This is a genomic window from Peribacillus sp. V2I11, from assembly GCF_030817135.1.
Taxonomy (GTDB): domain Bacteria; phylum Bacillota; class Bacilli; order Bacillales; family DSM-1321; genus Peribacillus; species Peribacillus simplex.
This window is the reverse complement of sequence record NZ_JAUSYW010000001.1, coordinates 1,565,061-1,584,772: the sequence shown is the minus strand read 5'-3', so window position 1 is coordinate 1,584,772 and position 19,712 is coordinate 1,565,061. Positions and strand designations below refer to the sequence as shown.

16 protein-coding genes, 1 pseudogene and 1 riboswitch are annotated in these 19,712 nt (G+C 39.1%); of the genes and pseudogenes, 13 read left to right on the top strand and 4 right to left on the bottom strand.

Translation table 11 applies throughout. From position 1 onward, the window contains the following. Positions 1-7: 7 nt before the first annotated feature. Positions 8-1,564: an ABC transporter substrate-binding protein gene (locus QFZ73_RS07705; protein WP_251435616.1), complete on the bottom strand. Its 1,557-nt coding sequence runs from the start codon at positions 1,562-1,564 to the stop codon at positions 8-10. A 182-nt stretch (positions 1,565-1,746) separates the two neighbouring features. Further along, a riboswitch (cobalamin riboswitch) is annotated at positions 1,747-1,958 on the bottom strand. A 235-nt stretch (positions 1,959-2,193) separates the two neighbouring features. Here QFZ73_RS07705 and QFZ73_RS07700 point away from each other — a divergent pair. The 12 genes and pseudogenes from QFZ73_RS07700 (at position 2,194) to QFZ73_RS07645 (ending at position 15,171) form a co-directional block, all read left to right on the top strand. After that, a pseudogene (locus QFZ73_RS07700) lies at positions 2,194-3,467 on the top strand (IS110 family RNA-guided transposase). A gap of 742 nt (positions 3,468-4,209) precedes the next feature. Continuing rightward, positions 4,210-4,407, top strand: a complete 198-nt coding sequence (locus tag QFZ73_RS07695) for a DUF2283 domain-containing protein (RefSeq protein ID WP_307264894.1) — start codon at positions 4,210-4,212, stop codon at positions 4,405-4,407. Positions 4,408-4,894: 487 nt separating this feature from the next. Further along, positions 4,895-5,959, top strand: a complete 1,065-nt coding sequence (locus QFZ73_RS07690; RefSeq protein WP_307264891.1) for a C45 family autoproteolytic acyltransferase/hydrolase — start codon at positions 4,895-4,897, stop codon at positions 5,957-5,959. Between the two features lie 119 nt (positions 5,960-6,078). Then, the gene (locus QFZ73_RS07685; RefSeq protein ID WP_307264888.1) at positions 6,079-6,843 is read left to right on the top strand and encodes an IclR family transcriptional regulator; all 765 of its coding nucleotides are present in this window, start codon (positions 6,079-6,081) and stop codon (positions 6,841-6,843) included. A 267-nt stretch (positions 6,844-7,110) separates the two neighbouring features. Further along, the gene (locus tag QFZ73_RS07680; protein ID WP_307264884.1) at positions 7,111-8,319 is read left to right on the top strand and encodes a CaiB/BaiF CoA transferase family protein; all 1,209 of its coding nucleotides are present in this window, start codon (positions 7,111-7,113) and stop codon (positions 8,317-8,319) included. Position 8,320: 1 nt separating this feature from the next. After that, positions 8,321-9,274, top strand: a complete 954-nt coding sequence (locus QFZ73_RS07675; protein WP_307264881.1) for a hydroxymethylglutaryl-CoA lyase — start codon at positions 8,321-8,323, stop codon at positions 9,272-9,274. A gap of 74 nt (positions 9,275-9,348) precedes the next feature. Next, a complete protein-coding gene (locus QFZ73_RS07670; RefSeq protein ID WP_307264878.1) occupies positions 9,349-10,647 on the top strand; it encodes a CitMHS family transporter in 1,299 nt (432 codons plus the stop codon). 71 nt (positions 10,648-10,718) lie between these two features. Next, on the top strand, positions 10,719-11,417 hold the full coding sequence (locus tag QFZ73_RS07665) for an RraA family protein (protein WP_307264875.1): 699 nt from the start codon (positions 10,719-10,721) through the stop codon (positions 11,415-11,417). A 253-nt stretch (positions 11,418-11,670) separates the two neighbouring features. Then, on the top strand, positions 11,671-11,961 hold the full coding sequence (locus tag QFZ73_RS07660) for a DUF3817 domain-containing protein (RefSeq protein WP_307264872.1): 291 nt from the start codon (positions 11,671-11,673) through the stop codon (positions 11,959-11,961). Positions 11,962-12,138: 177 nt separating this feature from the next. After that, positions 12,139-12,906, top strand: a complete 768-nt coding sequence (locus QFZ73_RS07655) for an ABC transporter ATP-binding protein (RefSeq protein ID WP_307264869.1) — start codon at positions 12,139-12,141, stop codon at positions 12,904-12,906. After that, positions 12,893-14,812: an ABC transporter permease gene (locus QFZ73_RS07650; protein WP_307264866.1), complete on the top strand. Its 1,920-nt coding sequence runs from the start codon at positions 12,893-12,895 to the stop codon at positions 14,810-14,812. Before QFZ73_RS07655 ends, QFZ73_RS07650 begins: the two co-directional genes overlap by 14 nt. Positions 14,813-14,817: 5 nt before the next feature. Next, a complete protein-coding gene (locus QFZ73_RS07645; protein WP_307264863.1) occupies positions 14,818-15,171 on the top strand; it encodes a YxeA family protein in 354 nt (117 codons plus the stop codon). Positions 15,172-15,229: 58 nt separating this feature from the next. Here QFZ73_RS07645 and QFZ73_RS07640 read toward each other — a convergent pair whose 3' ends face one another. Together QFZ73_RS07640 and QFZ73_RS07635 are read right to left on the bottom strand one after the other, a co-directional pair. Beyond that, positions 15,230-16,630 carry a sensor histidine kinase gene (locus QFZ73_RS07640; protein WP_307264860.1) on the bottom strand — a complete coding sequence of 467 codons (1,401 nt, stop codon included), beginning with the start codon at positions 16,628-16,630 and terminating at the stop codon, positions 15,230-15,232. Then, positions 16,627-17,337: a response regulator transcription factor gene (locus tag QFZ73_RS07635; RefSeq protein ID WP_307264856.1), complete on the bottom strand. Its 711-nt coding sequence runs from the start codon at positions 17,335-17,337 to the stop codon at positions 16,627-16,629. Before QFZ73_RS07635 ends, QFZ73_RS07640 begins: the two co-directional genes overlap by 4 nt. 378 nt (positions 17,338-17,715) lie before the next feature. Between QFZ73_RS07635 and QFZ73_RS07630 the strand changes: the two genes are divergently transcribed. Further along, positions 17,716-18,891, top strand: a complete 1,176-nt coding sequence (locus QFZ73_RS07630; RefSeq protein ID WP_307264851.1) for an MFS transporter — start codon at positions 17,716-17,718, stop codon at positions 18,889-18,891. 68 nt (positions 18,892-18,959) lie between these two features. On the opposite strand, the gene QFZ73_RS07625 is transcribed toward QFZ73_RS07630, so the two are convergent. Continuing rightward, complete coding sequence (locus tag QFZ73_RS07625) at positions 18,960-19,697, bottom strand: amino acid ABC transporter ATP-binding protein (RefSeq protein ID WP_307264848.1); 738 nt, start codon at positions 19,695-19,697, stop codon at positions 18,960-18,962. Between the last annotated feature and the right edge of the window lie 15 nt (positions 19,698-19,712).

Below are 19,712 nucleotides of genomic sequence, written 5' to 3'. Positions count from 1 at the left end.
CCACTTCTCACCCATTTATATCTATTTGTGAATGAATATAGTAATACTCAATCGGGCTAGGCGAAAATCCTTTGACTCCATTCCTAACACCAAATACTGTTTTCGGATTAACAATGAAGGACTGCGGGATATCCTTTATAATGATCTCTTGTATATGTATAGCCAATTGGTTACGTGTTTTTGAATCAGTTGTTTTATTTAATTGATCAATTAAACTATCAAGAGAAGATGAAGCGTAATGACTAACATTAGATTCACTAGTGGATTTGTAGAATATATTCAAAAAGTATTGAGGTTCACCAGTATGTGCCGTTAGCATACTGTACATAGATAAATCCCAACTATCATTAGCTAACGCATCATCGATATTTTCAACCTGCTGAATATTTACTTTTATTCCTATTTTTAATAATTCATTTTGGATAGTTTCTGCCATTACTGATAATTCCGGTCGTTGCGGAAAGGTTAACATCTTAACTTCGAATGGTTTTCCCTGTCTCTCTAATATTCCATCTTTATTTTTCTTCCAATCTTCTTGTTTTATCAATTGATCAATAGTTTGATTTTCCTTCATTTCCTCCACTTTGGCGAATGGCAAAATAGCTGGGAATGGACCATTTGCTTCCTCTCCTTGCTCATTCATTACTGAACTGACAATATCACCACGCGGAATAGACATATTAATAACTTTTCTGTTCGCCAATTCTTTAAGTAGGGGTGATTTCATATTAAACATAAGCATGTGAGTTCGAAGAGATGGAGCAGTTAACACATCAATTTCTTTATCTTGTTCCAATAATGGAATACTATCGATTGAAATATCTGTTGCGGCGTCAACATCCCCGGATTGTAATGCCATTAACCTCGTATTTCCATCTGGTATAAATTTGATTGTTATTTCCGATAATAATGCTTGTTTTCCCCAATAATCTTTATATCTCTGTACAACAAGGGACTCACCTTTATTAAACTTTTTAAATGTAAACGGTCCAGTAAGTGCAGGGTAGTTATCCTTACCTTCAATAGAAGTCACATCAACAATGATGGTAGATGGATCAGCCAAATGTGAAATTAATGCTGCATTCGGTTGCTTGGTTACAATTTTCAATTCATTTTGTGTAAGTACTTCAATTGATTCTACTTGTAATAAATCCTTGGTTCTTTGATTCTTCTGCAGAGACCTTAGTAACGATTCTTTAACACTAGCAGCATCCATTTTTTTGCCGTTATGGAAGCGTACATTACTCTCCAATTCAAATATCCATGTCAATTCATTTTCTTGCTTCCATCCTTTAGCCAGCCAAGGGGTTGGTTCCAATTCTTCATTTAATTTAACTAATGTTTCTGCTGTACCAGAACGCATTACCTCCCAGTTATCATTGCCATGTGGGTCTAGATTTGATGGACTCCATGGAAAGGCAAGAGTTGCTTTTTTATCCACATCTTCATTTATAGATCCAGCGTTATGGTTTTTCACTTCTGCACAGCCAGCTAAGAGAATAACAATCCAAAAGAGAACACCCCCAAAAATTGAAAAGGATTTGTACTGTCTTTTATTCATCATTTTTATATCCTCCAATACTTTTTATTAAAATGAAAAAAAGCACTTCTGACTAAATTAGAGGTCAGAAATGCTTTTTATGATAAATGTAGGAATCGCCTAAACAGTAATATCAACAATAAGATATTGGTTCAGACATTTGGTTATCTGCATACTAACCACCTCCCTAAAATCCCGTAGGTCTAACAGCGATGTTTAAATAGGCAGGTCTCCTGACTAAGGGTATGCCTTTCAGTCCTCCCCGGGTTTCTCCCAGTGGTTTTTTCTGAAAGGAATCAGTATACCATACTGATACCCAACACAGTGGCGGGTCCGTGTCGGCATAACCGAACTTCCCTTTTAAGCCGATAAAAGCTATGTAAAGCTTCTATCATGCACCTATTTCCAATAATATTAAATTTTAAAAACAAATAATTTTGTTAATTCCTTAAATAACATACTAGCATTTTGGATTTGAGTCAATGTTTGGACACAAATAGTTAAATCCTACTGGCGACCTTCTTATGGCTCTAACACACCAGTTAGCATTCCTGTAGGTCGTTAAATATCAGGTTTGAAAAAAATAGAGCCCCTCAGTAAGATACGAGTATAGAGACCAATCTAACTCAAAGTCTTAAGGAGGAAGCCCTACTATGAATTTTAAAATGCAAAACAAACAAAATCAACTAATTGAGAGAATTACGGATCAACATCTAGTTGTTGGTGTGGATATTGCCCAACACGTACACGTGGCCCGTGCTGTAAACTTTCGGGGCATTGTGGTCGGGAAACCCTTGTCTTTTGAAAATAACGAAGAGGGTTTTACTCGATTACTAAACTGGATCCAGGAACTAAAACACATGAAAAACCTAGACACAACGATAGTCGGAATGGAACCTACCGGACATTATTGGATAAACCTTTCGAAGTGGCTAGTCAAACAAAACATGGATGTCGTCACCGTCAATCCTCACCATGTCAAAAGAAACAAAGAAAATCGTGATAATACGCAATCCAAAAGTGATAAAAAAGATGCCCTTGTCATCGCTGACATGGTGAAGAATGGCTACTATGCCTTCGTTCGTTCCACTTCAGAATCATTTGAAAAACTTCGTGTCCTTATGGCTAACCGAGATGTGATCGTTAAGCGTCTTGTTAGCTCCATCAACCAAATTAATCGCTGGGTGGATGTTGTCTTTCCCGAGCTCCGACAAGTGTTTAAAGACGTATCATGTAAAGGGGCAATCGCAACCCTACGCCTCTTTCCTACCCCAGCTGAATTATGTTCCTTACAGCCTCAAGTATCGTAACCGGTTGGAAGTCATGTATGAAACGACATTCCGGGCATAAAAAAGCCCGTTCCCTGCTTGTATTGGCCAAGCGTTCAATTGGTACGAAACAAGCCCTTGATGCGTATAAACTTCACTTGGGACAGTTATTAGAGGAATATGATCTCGCTTCATCCCAACTCGAAAGAGTAACGCAAGAAGTTACAAATGTCTTGGAACAGATTCCATTCGTTAAGCAAATACTTGACATTAAAGGAATCAGCGAGATTTCACTGGCAGGCATCTTAGGAGAAGCTGGAGATCTGAGTGGGTTCGCTCACGGGAATTCACTCCTTCGTCATGCAGGATTGCATCTGGCTGAGGCAAGCTCTGGGAAGTGGAAAGGCCAAATTGTTCTTTCCAAACGTGGAAGATCACGCCTGCGGCGTTACCTCTTCCTTGCGACCATGAGTCTGGTGATGAATAACCCTGAGTTTAAAGCCCTACACTCGAATAATGTTAAAGTCAAGAAGATGAAGAAAATGAAATCCATCATGAAACTCTGTGGAAAACTCGCCCGTGTCCTAGTAGGGATTACTCGTAATGGCTCTGCCTATAAACCGGAAATGGTCTTCCCTCATGAACAACTAGCAGCGTAAATTTACATTCACATGGTTATTTAACGAAAGTTGGCTTATTCGTAGGATTTCAAAGAAAGCACGAAGTACTGGATGTAATGAACAAAAGGGCAATGACCCGTTCCGTTAGCAAAACCGGCCTCCACCCCTTGGATAGGCATGACGAAGGAATGAAAGGGCATAGGATTATGACCCGTTGAGACATGGGAGGGAAAGCCTCCAGGGGCAGCGTGGAGAATGCGTGCAGCATATGTAATAATATGGGATTTTCAACAGATCCCCTATTTCAATCTGCCCTCATCTTATCAAAACGGTCCTATCTCTTTCATTCATCTAAAGCAACCTATACCATGTGGTTTGAAATCCTGCGAATAAGCGAGTATTCGTGAGCATTATCTATTAAACTGAGGGAGTTCATTAACTTTTCATACGATAATATTAAAATTCCACATATTATAGATACTCCTAAAAATGGTAATACATAAGATGAGGAGGCGTAACACTCACAAACTCTACCTCGTTTTGAAGGTTTTCTACTTTATCCCATTCACTCTCAATATCTTGTTTAAAGTTTTTTTTTTTATTTAAAGGCTATAAAGCCTCTAAAATCAATATGGCATCTAACTGAACGTTTGTACGAATGAGGAACTTCGCAGCACAAGTATTTAGTTCAGTAACAAAGGGAGGTTATTTACCACTACTTATAAAACAGCAAAACTAAATCAAGATGAAAGTAGGGATAAAATGAAATCAAGGATTACATATGATTAAAGAAGCAAAGTTAGCATATTTATATACTTTACCCTCATCAGTAAAGTATATGATAGTGTCTACTATTGAATTAGAAGTAAATGAATATTTAGGGTTAGATATTGATGAAGATGGTAGGATAGTAGGGATAGAGTTCTTTGGCTCAATAACGTCAAAGTTGTCTAAAATTGCTGGACGCAGGAAAATATAAGAAAAATGGAGAGAAATTTTCATTCCGCTTATCGGAAAAAGATATTAAAAGTAAGTTTAGCTTTAAAGGAATGGACTTTTGTTTCGCGGACAATGATTATCAAGGAATTTGTGGGCTTTGATGTAGTTGATATAAAGAAGTACAATGAGAAATTTTTGAAATTCATTACAGAATAATTCTAAAAGACAATAAGTATTGAGCTTAATACATTAATTTCACACGAAATTCTGATAGAAAAAGTCCTTCTCTTAATTGAGAGGGGCTATTTTCATTTTTTAAGGTAAATCAAATTCTAGGCAAACCATCTTATCTAACACCTAATATCATTATTCTGAAATTGAATGCCATAATTCCAGCAGTCCTATATGGTTCTTCTTGAAATCTGAACTAATGACATGGAAAAATATAAGGCTTATCTTCTTTATTTTCAACAATACTTCAAGTATTCTTAATTTGAAGAGCAACTACTGTAAATGAGGGATAAGCGGTGAAGGAAATATATAGTGATGTCATACAATTTCGGGGTACACATTATGAGTTTGGATACATGCAAGGGGAGGAATTAAAAGATTCACTAACGGTAAAAAATCGTGAAGATCAGTGGCAGATCAGGCAGCCTCGGTTTAAGGTTGATGAAGAAGAGGTCAAGACAGCAATTACACAATTCGCCCCTGGAGTTTGGGAAGAATTACTGGGGTTGCAAGAAGCGCTGAAATGGCCAATCGACCGAGTGCTGCAAGAGTTCGGTGGATACCGATTGGATTATGTCCGGTCGGGATGCTCCATCATGACAGGCGATGATTATCTCATTCGCAATTATGATTACCACCCAAAGACCTATGAAGGACGCTATGTCTTATTCCAGCCAACCGATCAAGGATATTCAAGCATCGGCCCTAGCCAGCGAGGGACTGGCAGGATGGATGGAATGAACGAAAAAGGGTTGGTGATAGGCTATAACTTCATGAATCGCAAGAACCCTGGTGATGGTTTCATTTGTTGCATGATTGGCAGACTGATTGTTGAATCTTGTGCGAACGTTCAGGAAGCGGTAGCGATGCTGAAGGAAATCCCGCATCGTCATTCTTTCACTTACGTCGTCTATGATAAAAGCGGAAGTACCTTTATTGTGGAAACCTCCCCGAGAAATGTAGAGGTGCGCACCTCAAATGCCTGTACCAATCACTTTGAAATCATGAAAAATGAAAACCGTAACCATCTTATCGATTCGAAACGCCGATTGGAGATCATACAAGATCATGAAGGGAGACTTTCATCTGCCTACGATGCCTATAGATTATTTAATGATACCAACCAAGGAGTCTTCTCGGGTTTATATAGCAGTTGGGCGGGAACGATCCATACATCCGCTTATTTACCTAAGGAGATGAAAGCTTGGATTGCATTGGGAGGGAACCAGGAGCCGACTTCAATAGATTTTGCGAAATGGCTCGAAGGGGAAGATGTTGAGTTAGACCGAATCAAAGGTGTCATTGATACGGAAATTCCCTTCGTGCATATGGATGAGGGCGCGAATTGGTTTCGGAATTGAACGTATTATGAAAAACCCTCGTTGGGTAATCGATGTTGGAATACCATTCGTTTTCTAAATGAAGCCCATTTAAATGGCCAAGGATCAGTTGGTGAATAATTGTAAAGGGGGGGCATTTAATGGATGAAAATGAAAGCTTGAAAGGGTCAAGAACAGTTCAACGGTCAATTAATATAATGAACTGCTTTACTTTAGAAGAGTCAGAATTATCCTTGACGGAAATCTCAAATAAGATAAATTTGGCCAAGTCAACGACTTCCAGACTATTAGATACACTAGTGCAAAATGGTATTCTGCAAAAAAAATTCTCCAATTCAAAGTATCAGTTTGGCTATAAAATGTATCAGTTTGGTCGTATTGCTGAAAATACCATTTCATTTGAAATAATGGAACTTGCAAAACCATTCATGAAGAAACTAAGAAATGAAGTTGGAGAATCAGTGAGTTTATATATGCTGGAGAATAAGAAACGAAGGTGTATTGCACGATACGGCAGTAATCAATCAATTCGTCACGTAGTAAGTATCGGAGAGGAACTTCCATTGGAGAAAGGTTCAGGGGGGAAGGCGTTATTGGCTTTTCAGTCTCCGGCGTTTGTTAATTCTATTCTAAAAAACTTAGATTCCGAAGCGTTACGAATTAGTCTATCAGACGAATTGCCAATCATTCAAAAAGAATCTATTGCAATGAGTTTGGACGAAAGAGGAGCCGGAGTTAATTCAGTTGCATCTCCTATTTTCGGGATGGATCAAGAAGTGAATTTTTGTTTGTGCGTATCCGGTCCAAGTACAAGATTTACTCAAGTAGTAATGGATGCAATCAAAAATGAAGTGAAGATGAATGCATTGAGGATTTCGGAAAGTTTTAATGACCCAAAAGAATAGCCACAATGTGGACAAGATTTTATGGACAGCGCCTTTTTACTGGGCGCTGTTTTTTATTTCGGTTATTTAAAAAACAGAATTTTTTGAATTTTTATCGTGACAGATAAAAGTTGCTTTGTTATAATTCATTCATAAAGTTCCATCTAGTGAAATTTATTATTCCATCAGATGGAATTTGCTTAGTTTAGATATTTAAGTAAATGTTTTCATACCAATTTTTTTTAGCAAAAATACCAGAAACATAACTTCAAGGAGGAAGTATTAATTATGGATAATCCAACAAATGGACCTTTGACTGGAATTCGTGTTATCGATGCATCTACTGTGATTGCCGCACCATTTGCAGCTACCTTATTAGCGGACTTGGGGGCCGAAGTGATAAAAATGGAACTTCCGGATAAAGGGGATTCTTTAAGGGGCCTGGGACCGTGGAAGGGTTCTGAACCATTGAGGTGGCCAGGTATTGCACGTAATAAACAGTCTATAACTTTGGACATTCGCACTATTGAAGGGAGGGAGATATTTAAAAAATTAATTAGCACCGCAGATGTACTGATAGAAAACTTCAGGCCTGGAACCATGGAAAAATGGGGACTTGGGTATGAAGAGCTGAGAGAAGTGAATCCGCGTCTCATTATGACTAGGCAATCGGGTTATGGGCAAACGGGACCATATGCAGAAAAGGCAGGGTTTGGAACGCCTAGTACCGCCTTTTCGGGATTTACCTACTTACAAGGATTTCAGGACCGCCACCCAGTAAGTCCTTCATTTTCATTACTTGATTATATATCTGGAATTTATATTGCTTTTGGAACTGTAAGCGCTCTCCTTCATCGCGAAACTTCTACCGCTGAAAAAGGTCAAATAGTTGAGATGGGACTATATGAAGGAATGTTCAGGATGATGGACTTCTTAATTGCTGAATATGACCAGCTCGGTAAAATACGTGAGAGAGCACCCATGCTTCATGGTCATTCAAGTCCTTCAGGTACTTACCAAACAAAAGATGGGCATTGGGTTGTTATGGTATGCAGTACACAAAAAACATGGGAACGACTGGCTCAAGCTATGGGGCGGTCAGATTTGATAGAAAATCCTGATTATATAACAAATAAAGAACGAATGAATAACGATAGCTTCCTTCAAGAACTTGTTACGTCTTTTATGAAATCTCTAAATAAACAAGAACTTGTAAATAAAATGGATGAGTTTGGTGTTCCCATTTCTCCTATATTAAGCATAAAAGATATTTTTGAAGATCCTCATTATCAAGCAAGGGAAAATATTTTGGAAGTTGATCATCCTCGGTTAGGCAAAATTAAAGTTCCCGGCATTGTACCTAAGTTTTCAGAAACACCGGGGCGTATCCGTCATCGTGCGCCAGAGCTGGGAGAGCATAACAAACAAGTTTATAGCGAAGAACTTGGGTTATCTGAAGAGGAATTAACGAATCTAAAAGCCAAAGGGGTCATCTAACATGAAAAATGAACAAATGATCGTACCTAATAAAGTGAATATATGGGAAGTTCTCCCGCGAGATGGTTTTCAAATGGAAGACAAATGGATACCTACAGAAGAAAAGATTCGCATTATCCGGGGTCTGGCAAGTACAGGGATCAAACATATTGAAGTTACATCATTTGTACATCCACGAGCTATACCTCAATTAAAAGATGCTGAAGAGGTGGTAAAGCGGGTTCAGGATTTAGATGGAGTAAAGTTCCGAGCACTGGTTCCCAACTTGCGTGGGGCGGAACGTGCAATTAATGCAGGAATGAAAAAAATAAAGATATTACTATCGGCTACAGATTCACATAGCCTATCCAATTCCAACTGCATAGTTAAAGAAGCACAAATGGATCATCTGCCGATTGTAGAACTAGCTGGAAAATATGGTGTAGAAGTGGGAGGTTCAATTGCGGTAGCATTTGGCTGTCCATATGAAGGTAAGGTACCTCTGGAAAAGATAGTATCGATTCTTGAAGGATACAAAAAAATGGGGGTTAACGAAGTTTCTTTGGCAGATACGGCTGGAATGGGAAACCCAAAGCAAGTATCCGAAACGTTAAGTATCATTAGAGGATTATTCCCTAGTTTCAAGTTCACTTTACATTTACACAATACAAGAGGAATGGCATTTGCCAATGCAGTAGCAGCCTTGCAGCAAGGGGTCACTGATTTTGATAGTTCCACCACTGGATTGGGAGGATGCCCTTATGCCCCTAACGCTGCTGGAAATATTCCCACAGAAGATATCGTACATGGCTTTCATGAAATGGGAATCCAGACTGCCATTAATCTTGACTCATTACTCGAAGTCGCCAGTAATATCAAAAGTACAATTGGGCACGATGGTGGAAGCTTTATTCTTAAGGCAGGGCCGAACAACAGGCTGCATTCTAAACCCAAAGGTCAAAAAAAGCTAGGGTGATTACTAAAAGGGATTCAGGTGATCCCTTAAAAGAAATCCCGAATGAAAACGGATATAAAATAAGGGGGGTATATATGTTATCCATTTTAGGATTCATGATGATTATTGTTTTTATGTATTTAATTATGAGTAAGCGATTAAGTGCCCTTAATGCCCTGATTATCATTCCGGTAATTTTTGCTCTGATAGGCGGATTCACGGATTTAGGACCTATGATGATGAGTGGGATTGAAACAATTGCACCAACCGCAATAATGGTGATATTCGCCATTTTATATTTTGGGATACTAATAGACGCAGGCATGTTTGATCCTTTGGTGACGAGAATGGTGAAGATATCAAAAGGGGATCCATTAAAGATTTCCGTTACTACGGCAGTATTGTCTTTATTGGTAGGATTGGACGGGGATGGAACCATTACGTATCTTATTGTCGTGACAGCATTATTGCCATTATACGAGAAGTTAGGGATGAACAAGTTAATATTGGCTTGTCTCCCAGCAATGTCGATGGGAATCATGAATGTACTTCCTTGGGGAGGACCAACTGCAAGGGTAATGTCCATATTTGGATACGACGCCATGGAACTCCTAGGACCAATTATCCCATCTATCATTGCTGGGGCATTATATATCATTGGACTGGGCGTATTTTTTGGTATAAGGGAACGTAAAAGATTAGGTGTATATGGTCAATATACAGAAACCGAAGGTGAAATAGCCGTATCAATGGAGGACATTACGGACCTATCATTAAAAAGGCCCAAGTTGTATTGGTTCAACATCGTTCTTACACTATTATTGATTATTGCCCTAGTTAAAGCAATTTTGCCATTACCTGCTCTATTTATGGTCGCATTTGTCATAGTGATAGTTGTAAACTACCCTAATTTAAAAGAGCAACAGAGAAGAGTTGAAGCACATGCAGGAAACATTCTAACAGTAACTTCCTTGATCTTTGCTGCGGGTATTTTCGCAGGAATTTTAGAGGGAACTGAAATGGTGGATTCCATGGCTTCAACCTTAGTGCATATTATTCCGGACTTTCTTGGTCCACAATTGCCTGTAATTGTAGGATTGACCAGTATGCCATTTACGTTTGTAATGGCCAATGACCCTTATTATTTCGGTATTATTCCAATCATTGCTGAGACCGCTTCGGGATTTGGTATTGATAAACTGGAGATTACACAAGCCTCTTTATTAGGGCAGCCGCTACATTTATTAAGCCCGTTGGTCGGGTCGGTATACGTATTGATTGGACTTGTCGGCATAGAGTTTAGGGAGCATATTAAGTTTTCACTTAAGTACGCTGTAGGAACAGCGTTAGTCATGATTATTACAGCCATCCTTTTCGGTGCATTATCAATCTAGTCATTATCGTTTGCATAATCGAAAGAAACGATTAATTTTTATGAATAAATAACAGAAAGAGGTGTAAGAAAATGGATAAATTAAAAAGCTCAAAGCCTCCGTTATTACCCAAGTCCATCATTGAAAGAGCGAAAAAATTAAATACGACCCTCATAGCAGACGCTTTGTATGATTCTGATACTGGTGTAATGGATTATAAGGTAAAGCCTGTGTCATCCGGAATGAAAGTGATAGGAACAGCCATGACGGTTGATATGATTGCGGGAGATAATTTAATTCTTCATCATGCCATCTATGCTGGAAGTGAAGGATATGTGTTAATTGCGGATGGGAAAGGTCACAAAGGAAATGCTTATCTTGGAGAGTTAATGGCTGGGGCTGCGCACGCAGTAGGACTTGAGGGGATTATCATTGACGGTTTTGTTCGTGACAAAGAGGCTCTTTGTGAATTGGGGTTTCCGATTTTTGCAAAGGGATTCACGCCAAACGGGCCTTATAAAGATCGACCGGGAGAAGTTAATACGACGATCACATGTGGTGGTGTAACTGTTCATCCTGGTGATTTAGTCATAGGGGATGAGGATGGAGTAGTTGTTGTTTCACAGGTTAAAATAGAAGATGTATTTTCCAGAGCGGAGAAAAAGTTAGCTTATGAACAAAAGCGTCTCGAAGAAATAGCGGAATATGGAAGTAATCGTAAACAAGATGATACAGAAGGAAATATTGAACCTTCCTGGTTGAAAAGTGAAATAGGGAATTTCATCATGTGACGTAAGATGCTAAGGTGCCTACACCAGCTACTGGGCAGTCAGTCATTGGAAACGATTTTAAGCTTAGTGAAATAACCAGGCCCAATCCTTGGATTGGGCTTTTGCTGTTCTAATTTTAGGCAAAAGAATCCTGGCACTTTTTATTAGTGGATCTTCCAGTAATATAATATGATAGAGTAACATATTTTGGATTGGGGACAAGAAGCTGGATTTGTGTGTCGTTCTTGTACAATGAATAAGGGGATGAGCGAATGTGTTTTCGACAGCTATTGGTTGGTTTCGGTTTATTACAATAATTGAGGGAATCTCGTATGTTCTATTGCTTGCCATTGGTATGCCCATTAAGTACATATTGGATATTGGGGAAGCAACACTCATTTTAGGCAGCATCCATGGTTTCTTATTTGTCGTGTTTGGGCTTTTATTACTTTATGTGAGCATCATATCAAAATGGTCCTTATTAAAAATGGCGATGATTTTCATCGTTTCATTCATCCCATTTGGGAATTTTGTAATCGATCGCAGGCTATTGAAGCAAAGTTAAATGATAAAGAAAATGCCCTAATGCTTTTACTTTTGAAAAATCCATAATAAAACGTCTTTCTATTTAAATGGAAGGCGTTTTTTTTATGGATTTAAGCTTGCTGTAAGGTTGGCACAAAGATGCTGTAAGAATGAGCATGTAAAGTATAAGTATCAACAATATTGAAGAGGTGAAACGATGGAACCATTATTAAAAGTGGAAAATATAAAAAAAACATATGGTAAATCAAGCGCTGCCTACACAGCGTTGGAAAATATATCTTTTGACATTCATGAAGGAGAGTTTGTAGGGATCATGGGACCTTCTGGAGCGGGGAAATCGACGTTGCTCAATATGTTAGCAACCATTGATTCGCCGACTGAAGGGAAAATTCATATGAATGATACGAGCATTCACGATATGAAAGGGGCTGACTTAACGGATTTCAGACGTGATAATCTTGGGTTCATCTTCCAGGATTACAATTTGCTAGACTCATTGACTGTGAAGGAAAATATATTATTACCACTGGCGATTGCGAAAATTCCAGCGAAAGAAATTACTAACTTGGTGAATCGTATTGCTAAAGCATTTGGGATTGAAGATTTATTAGCTAAATATCCGTACCAAATCTCCGGTGGGCAAAAGCAAAGAACAGCTGCAGCCAGAGCGCTTGTGACAGAGCCTGCATTGATCCTGGCTGATGAGCCAACGGGTGCACTTGATTCAAAATCAGCAACAGGTCTGCTGGAAAGCTTAAGTGAACTAAATGAAAAAAATAATTCCACCATCATGTTGGTGACACATGATGCATATGCCGCAAGCTTCTGCCGGCGGATCATATTCATCAAGGATGGTACGCTTTCAACAGAAATTTATCGTCGTGGCCAATCACGTAAAGCTTTCTTCCAAGAAATTATGGATGTCCTTGCAACAATTGGAGGTGAGGTAGATGACGTTATTTAGTCTAGCGAGAAAAAATATTGCTAGAAACCTCTCCCAATATTTTTTATATATCGCATCCATGGTATTTAGCATTATCATCTACTTCACATTTGTAACATTAAAATATAGCGATACAGTTGCAGAACAAACGGCTTCATCACAGAAATTGGATTCATTAATGAGTGGTGCGGCAGTTATCCTGATTTTCTTCGTTGCCATTTTCATTGCCTATTCCAATTCATTTTTTATGAAAAAACGTAAAAAAGAAGTGGCCTTATATGCATTGCTTGGCGTACGTAATCGTCAGATTGGTATGATGCTCTTCTTTGAAAACCTATTGCTAGGTTTGGTTTCATTAGTTGTGGGGATTTTACTTGGATTTCTTTGTTCAAAAGGGTTCATGACAATTTTGATCTATTTAATGGGCTATGATGTCATAGCACCATTTACATTTTCGGGATCTGCAGCTTTGAACACCTCAATCGTATTTCTTATTATTTTCTTGGTGACATCATTCCAGGGCTATCGTTTGATTTATCAATTTAAATTAATAGATCTCTTCCATGCATCGAAAAAGGGGGAAGCTGCTCCGAAGCCATCGATGATTATAGCCTTTCTGGGAATTTTCCTGATTGTCATCGGTTATTGGTTGGCGATGCAAGATCTTTTTACTTCTAAAGTGTGGGAAAAAGTCGGCTTTTTAATGACGGCACTCATTATTTTGACAACTGTTATTGCCGGTACGTTTTTATTGTTTCATAGTGTGACAGGCTATGTGCTAGCGGTGATTAAGAAAAATGAAAAATGGCTATGGAAAGGCCTGCATCTGATGACGATCTCGCAACTGCTATATCGCATTCGGGGCAATGCACGTACATTGACCGTAATTGCGGTGTTAAGTGCTACAACGGTAACGGCTGGCGGTTCGGTTTATGGTCTTTATTACAACGCGAATGACCAAGTTATGACCGTTGATCCGAATACCTTCATGTATCAGCAAACGGATACAAAAAGCGATCAACGAGTCAGCGCTGAATTGCCAGATACAAAGTATGATGCAAATGTCGAAGCATTATCTGTCACATTTAATACGAAAGAATTAAACAAGGGATCGGCATTCGATAGTTCGGATAAAAGGATTTACACGGTTATCGATGAAAGATCATATAACAAATTAGCAGAAGTACAAGGCAAGGAAGCACTGCATGTGAGTAATGACAAAGCAGTCATTTTAGATTTTGGATATGACAAAAGATTCTCACCTGAATACAAGGACAAGACCATCAGGACAGAAAACAACACGGCAATCACATTCCAAAGCTTTAAAACACAAACAGTATTAAATGCAGGAACAGCAGGCATTTCAGTGGTCGTATCGAATGATCAATTTAAATCATTGCAAAAAGAAGGGGAAGCGCTAAAATATCGTGTCATCGGTGTTGATCATGCTTCCACGGATTTATCTGGAAAAATTGCAAAACAAGTACCTGAAGAAGCGCTATTTTCCAGTGCCCCTCAAGATTTCCAAACAAGCATCGAAAGTGTAGGCTCATTGCTCTTTATCGGAAGTTTTCTTGGTCTGGTTTTTTTAGCGGCAACAGGCAGTATCATTTACTTTAAAGTTCTAACGGAAGCAGAGGAAGACAAATCACAATACAATATGCTTCATAAATTGGGCGTTAACGCAAAAGAAATGCGGAAATCCATTACATCACAAGTGTTTGTAATCTTTTTCGTTCCACTGGCAGTGGGGTTATTACACAGTGCGGTTGCTTTAAAAGCCTTCTCGGGCTTATTGATGATGAATCTTGCAAAACCTGTGTTGATCTGGATGATCGCTTATACGGTTATTTACGGTCTGTATTATATCTTAACGGTAGCTTCGTATAATCGTATTATCACACAAAATAATAAAACAGAAGGATGATCGAGATGAAGAAATTTCTTATGGTAGTTGGGATTTTGTTTATACTGGGAGCGGCAGGAGTCTTCGCGCTTACTAAAATAGACTTTAACCGCATGAATGCCGATAATTATTATTTGCAAATTAAAGAGGATGGGGTACAGCATGAAACCAAACTGGATGATGGTTCAGTGATGACTTATTATTCTTATGAACGGGACGCCAAAAATGCAGATGGTGAAACGATACCGCTTGAATTCACGGCACAAAAAAATCTTCGAAAAGATGCTTACTTAAAGATGTACGTGAAAAATGGTGATGAAGTTTCGTCATATGATGAAGTGAAATTTGAGGATATTCCAAAAAAGGCACGAACAAAATAAATAGGAAAGAAGGGCTGTCTGTAAGTTATGGACAGCCCTTTCTCTGTAAGAAAAATAATCATAAAAGTATCGTAATTGTGGTTCCCTTATTTTCAATGCTAGTCAAATCCAGTTTACCTTTATGAGCCAGAATAATGTCTCTTGCAATGGCCATTCCTAAACCGGTCCCATGTGTACTGGCAGTATTCGTACCTCGATAGTAGCGTTCAAAAACCTGTTCTAAATCTTTGGCGGGAATACCGCGGCCATTATCGGCAATCGTAATTTGGGTATGCAGTTCCGATTGTAGATGAATATCATCAATTTGTATTTTCACAACGACATTTTCCTCGTTATGCACGAGTGCATTGTAGATAAGGTTAAAAATCGCCCGTTTCAGTAATTTTTTATCCACTTTATGTGTTGCTTTGTCCACATTTGCCACAAACTCAACCTGTTGATCACCAAATTGTGAATCATTTAAAAGCTCGATCGTCATTTCTCTTATAAACCCAACGATATCAACATCTTCAAATTGCAAAGGAAGTCGCTGGTTGCGCAAACGCATCGTTAAATTCAGGTCATCCAACAAATCTTTCATATAAACGGACTGTTTATTAATAATGGATGTAAACTCATACAATTCCTGTGGTGTTAATTCAGTGGCGTTATCTTTCATCAATTCTGTATAACCATGGATGGAAGCAAGTGGTGTCTTCATGTCATGAGAAACATTGCTAATCCATTCCTCACGCATTTGATCGAGTTGATTACGTTCTTTTTCATACTGATCCAACTTCACCGATAGTTCATTCATATTGCGAAATACATCTTCATAAACGCCTTTTGGTATGTCCATCTTTTTAAAGCGCCGCTCCCGAAGCTGCTGTATTCCTTCTATTAATATGTTAAGGGGACTCGTTAATCTTTTTCCAAATAAGAATCCAATGACTAATGCAATAATGATATCCACGATTAAAAATATTACTAGTAAGATGTTAAAGTTTTTAAAAACTTTTTCATAATCATAAGTAATTACATAGCGGCCAATTTTCTGTTCCTTAACTCCTACAAAATAGCTGAAATTATGAGCTTCGCCGACAAATACAGTTGTCTCTGCATCAATTTCCTTATACTTATACATTTGGATGATTTCAACAGGAGAATATACGGTTTGCAATTTTTGAGGTGTATAAAAGGCTGCAACTTGCTCACCCTTATCATTCAAAAATTGTATCCAGGCGTTATTGTTCCGCAGTTTTTCCAGCCCTTCTTCATTTACGATTGGTTTGTTATCTATTAGTTCCACATATTGTGAAAATGTTCTGCTAAAGTTTTCTGCAGATACTTCTTCTGCCTCGAAATTATGCATGGCTCGATAAAAGAGGAGAGATAAAAGTAAAATTGTATTTACGATCCCTACGATTACAACAATTGTCACAACGGATCCTAAAAAGCGCCGTGTCAATTTCCACTTCAACTTGATTCACCCTTGGTTTGTAATTTATAACCAAGTCCTTTAACGGTTATTAAAAAAGAAGGCTTTGAAGGATCTGCCTCGATTTTTTCGCGTAAACGGCGAATATGTACCATCACTGTATTATCAGAGCCAAAGAAATCATCGCCCCACACATGTTCAAATAAAGTTTCCTTGCTCAAAATCTGATTCGGGTGATGCATAAAACAGCTCATCAGTCCGATTTCTTTAGCTGTGAGCTCAAGCGTTTTGCCATCCTTTTTCACTTCATTTTCATTTGCACTAAGCTCAAAAGGACCAACTTGAAATTTTTTCGGAGTCGCTTTTTCCTCTGAAAAGCCCGCACGTCTCAGCTGCGCCTTTACCCGATATGCGACTTCTTTCGGACTGAATGGTTTGGTAATATAATCATCCCCGCCAATCGCTAACCCTAAAAGCTTATCAATTTCCTCATCCTTTGCCGACAAAAATAAAATGGGCACATTCGACACTTCACGAATTTGCTTGCATAAATCATAGCCTTCACCATCTGGCAGCATAATATCTAGCAAGACTAGTGATGGGTCGAACTTCTGGAACTTCTCCCACCCATCCGCAATCGTCCCCGCCGTAACAATATTCGGAATACCTTCTTTATGTAAAACTGTCTCCATTAGACGTGCCAAATCTTCTTCATCGTCAATTATTAAAATCCACTGATCATTAGACATTCTTCTACCTCCCAAACATCAATCATACCCTACAGTATAGAGTACCCCTTAAGAAAAAATAAGGGGAGGAAAAGATTTTTAATGAACTCATTCCATTATTTTCAGGAAACAGAGTGGAAAAAACGAAAGTACCATCACATGAAAAATTACTGTAGAGATCCGGATTCTGATGCCTGGTTCTTATTTTGTTAAGGGAGTTTCCGAAAGAAGATCGTGCTTCATGCTGATTTGGTAAAGGTTGTATGATAAACTGTTTAAAGTATTGTTAGGAATATTATGCTAAGTTATATGATTAAGAAATTCGTTGCTGTTCTTTTGACCCCAATCTTTCTATAAAAGTATGTAGCGAATGTGGAAGAATAAAAGGAGAAAAATATAATGGAAACAAAAAAGGTGTTACCCGTTCTTTTTTTAGTGATGTTTTTAGTCATGGTCGGATTTGGGATCATCATTCCCGTCATTCCGTTCCTTGCTGAAAAGGTTGGTGGCAGTCCTACAGAGCTTGGTCTTTTAATGGCTGTTTATTCACTGATGCAATTATTTTTTGCCCCGATGTGGGGACGTATATCTGACCGGATAGGACGTAAGCCTGTCATGATTATCGGGATTGCTGGACTGGCCCTTTCGTTTTTCATCCAGGCTTCGGCAGATTCCTTATGGGTATTATTTGTAGCCAGGATCATTGGCGGGATTTTGTCATCGGCAAACATGCCAACCGCAATGGCGTATGTGGCTGATATCACGACACCGGAAGATCGGGGAAAAGGGATGGGAATCATCGGGGCCGCTACAGGGCTTGGATTCATCTTTGGACCTGCGATTGGCGGGGTATTCTCCAAATCAAGTTTGAATTTACCGTTTTACATTGCTGGAATTTCCTCTTTGATTACTTTATTCTTAGTGATTGCGGTACTGAAGGAATCACATACAGTTGAAAAAAGGGCCCAACAGTCAAAAAATAAAGAGTCCATATGGAAAGCCTTTAAAGGGCCTCTTAAAACCATGTTCTTTCTGCAATTGATCGTCACTCTTTCAATGGCAGGACTCGAAACGACTTTTGCCTATTTTGCAGCCAAAAAGGCAGATATAAGTCTTGTACAATTAGGCTATATCTTTATGATCATGGGGTTTGGCAGTGCGATCGTTCAAGGTGGATTAGTGGGTAGGATGACGAAGAAATATGGGGAAGGCACTGTCATCCGAATGGGAATCATCGTATCGGCAGTCGGTTTCATTCTGATCCTGTTTTCTTCCGGGTTTTGGACATCGGCGGTCTTCCTGACGATTTTCGGAGTGGGTAATGGGTTCATCCGGCCGGCAATTTCGGCACTGCTGACCAAAAGTTCAATGACAGGCCATGGCAGTGTCACTGGACTGCTATCTTCATTCGACTCGTTCGGCAGGATTGCAGGTCCTCCGATCGGCGGTTGGTTATTTTCGATTTCGATTGATTTACCATTTATATCGGGCGCGATCCTTTCCGTTTTTGCTTTGATTCTTTTTCAGTTATACCATGCACGGACACAGACTAAACAGGTCCAAGCAACTCATTAAATTAATGATGGGCAAAAACCCCCCATTTCTATGGGGGGCCGCGAGCGGTGCTTGAATAGCACCGTTTTTTATTGAATCATATTGAGGAATTTACGTGTGCGCGCTTCTTTAGGGTTTGTAAAAATCTGCTCGGGTTTTCCCCGCTCCATTATTTTTCCTTCATCCATGAAAATGACTTCGTCGGCGACTTCACGGGCGAAACGCATTTCATGGGTTACCACGATCATTGTCATCCCTTCTTCTTTCGCCAGGTCTTTCATGACCTGTAACACATCTCCAACCAGTTCTGGATCTAAAGCGGAAGTGGGTTCATCGAATAGCATGACCTTAGGCTCCATGGCCAGGGCCCTTGCAATTCCGACTCGTTGCTGCTGTCCCCCGGACAATTGAAACGGATAAAAATCGATTTTTTCACCTAAGCCCACTTTTGTAAGAAGGGCAGCAGCCGTTTCCTTCGCTTGATGTTTGGCTATGTTCTTTACAATGATGGGGCCTTCCATTACATTTTCCAATGCTGTTTTGTGGGGGAAGAGGTTATAGCTTTGGAAAACCATCCCTGTCAAACTGCGAAAAGATGTAATCGATTTTTTTCTAACGGGTTTTTTGAAGTCCATTACCGTTTCAGCGATTTCAATCGTCCCGTCCGTTGGCACCTCAAGGAGATTCAAACACCGAAGAAAGGTTGTTTTACCTGAACCCGAAGGACCGATCAATACAATGACTTTACCTTGCTCCACTTCCAAATCGATGCCCTTTAAAACTTCAAGGTCACCAAATGATTTATGAAGATTCTTAATGTTGATCATTTTTAAATCTCCTTT

Coding starts and splice junctions, on each gene's coding strand:
- QFZ73_RS07705 (WP_251435616.1), bottom strand. CDS start 1,564: ATGATGAATAAAAGACAGTACAAATCCTTTTCAATTTTTGGGGGTGTT.
- QFZ73_RS07625 (WP_307264848.1), bottom strand. CDS start 19,697: ATGATCAACATTAAGAATCTTCATAAATCATTTGGTGACCTTGAAGTT.
- QFZ73_RS07695 (WP_307264894.1), top strand. CDS start 4,210: ATGATTAAAGAAGCAAAGTTAGCATATTTATATACTTTACCCTCATCA.
- QFZ73_RS07650 (WP_307264866.1), top strand. CDS start 12,893: ATGACGTTATTTAGTCTAGCGAGAAAAAATATTGCTAGAAACCTCTCC.
- QFZ73_RS07670 (WP_307264878.1), top strand. CDS start 9,349: ATGTTATCCATTTTAGGATTCATGATGATTATTGTTTTTATGTATTTA.
- QFZ73_RS07665 (WP_307264875.1), top strand. CDS start 10,719: ATGGATAAATTAAAAAGCTCAAAGCCTCCGTTATTACCCAAGTCCATC.
- QFZ73_RS07630 (WP_307264851.1), top strand. CDS start 17,716: ATGGAAACAAAAAAGGTGTTACCCGTTCTTTTTTTAGTGATGTTTTTA.
- QFZ73_RS07655 (WP_307264869.1), top strand. CDS start 12,139: ATGGAACCATTATTAAAAGTGGAAAATATAAAAAAAACATATGGTAAA.
- QFZ73_RS07685 (WP_307264888.1), top strand. CDS start 6,079: ATGGATGAAAATGAAAGCTTGAAAGGGTCAAGAACAGTTCAACGGTCA.
- QFZ73_RS07680 (WP_307264884.1), top strand. CDS start 7,111: ATGGATAATCCAACAAATGGACCTTTGACTGGAATTCGTGTTATCGAT.
- QFZ73_RS07635 (WP_307264856.1), bottom strand. CDS start 17,337: ATGTCTAATGATCAGTGGATTTTAATAATTGACGATGAAGAAGATTTG.
- QFZ73_RS07645 (WP_307264863.1), top strand. CDS start 14,818: ATGAAGAAATTTCTTATGGTAGTTGGGATTTTGTTTATACTGGGAGCG.
- QFZ73_RS07675 (WP_307264881.1), top strand. CDS start 8,321: ATGAAAAATGAACAAATGATCGTACCTAATAAAGTGAATATATGGGAA.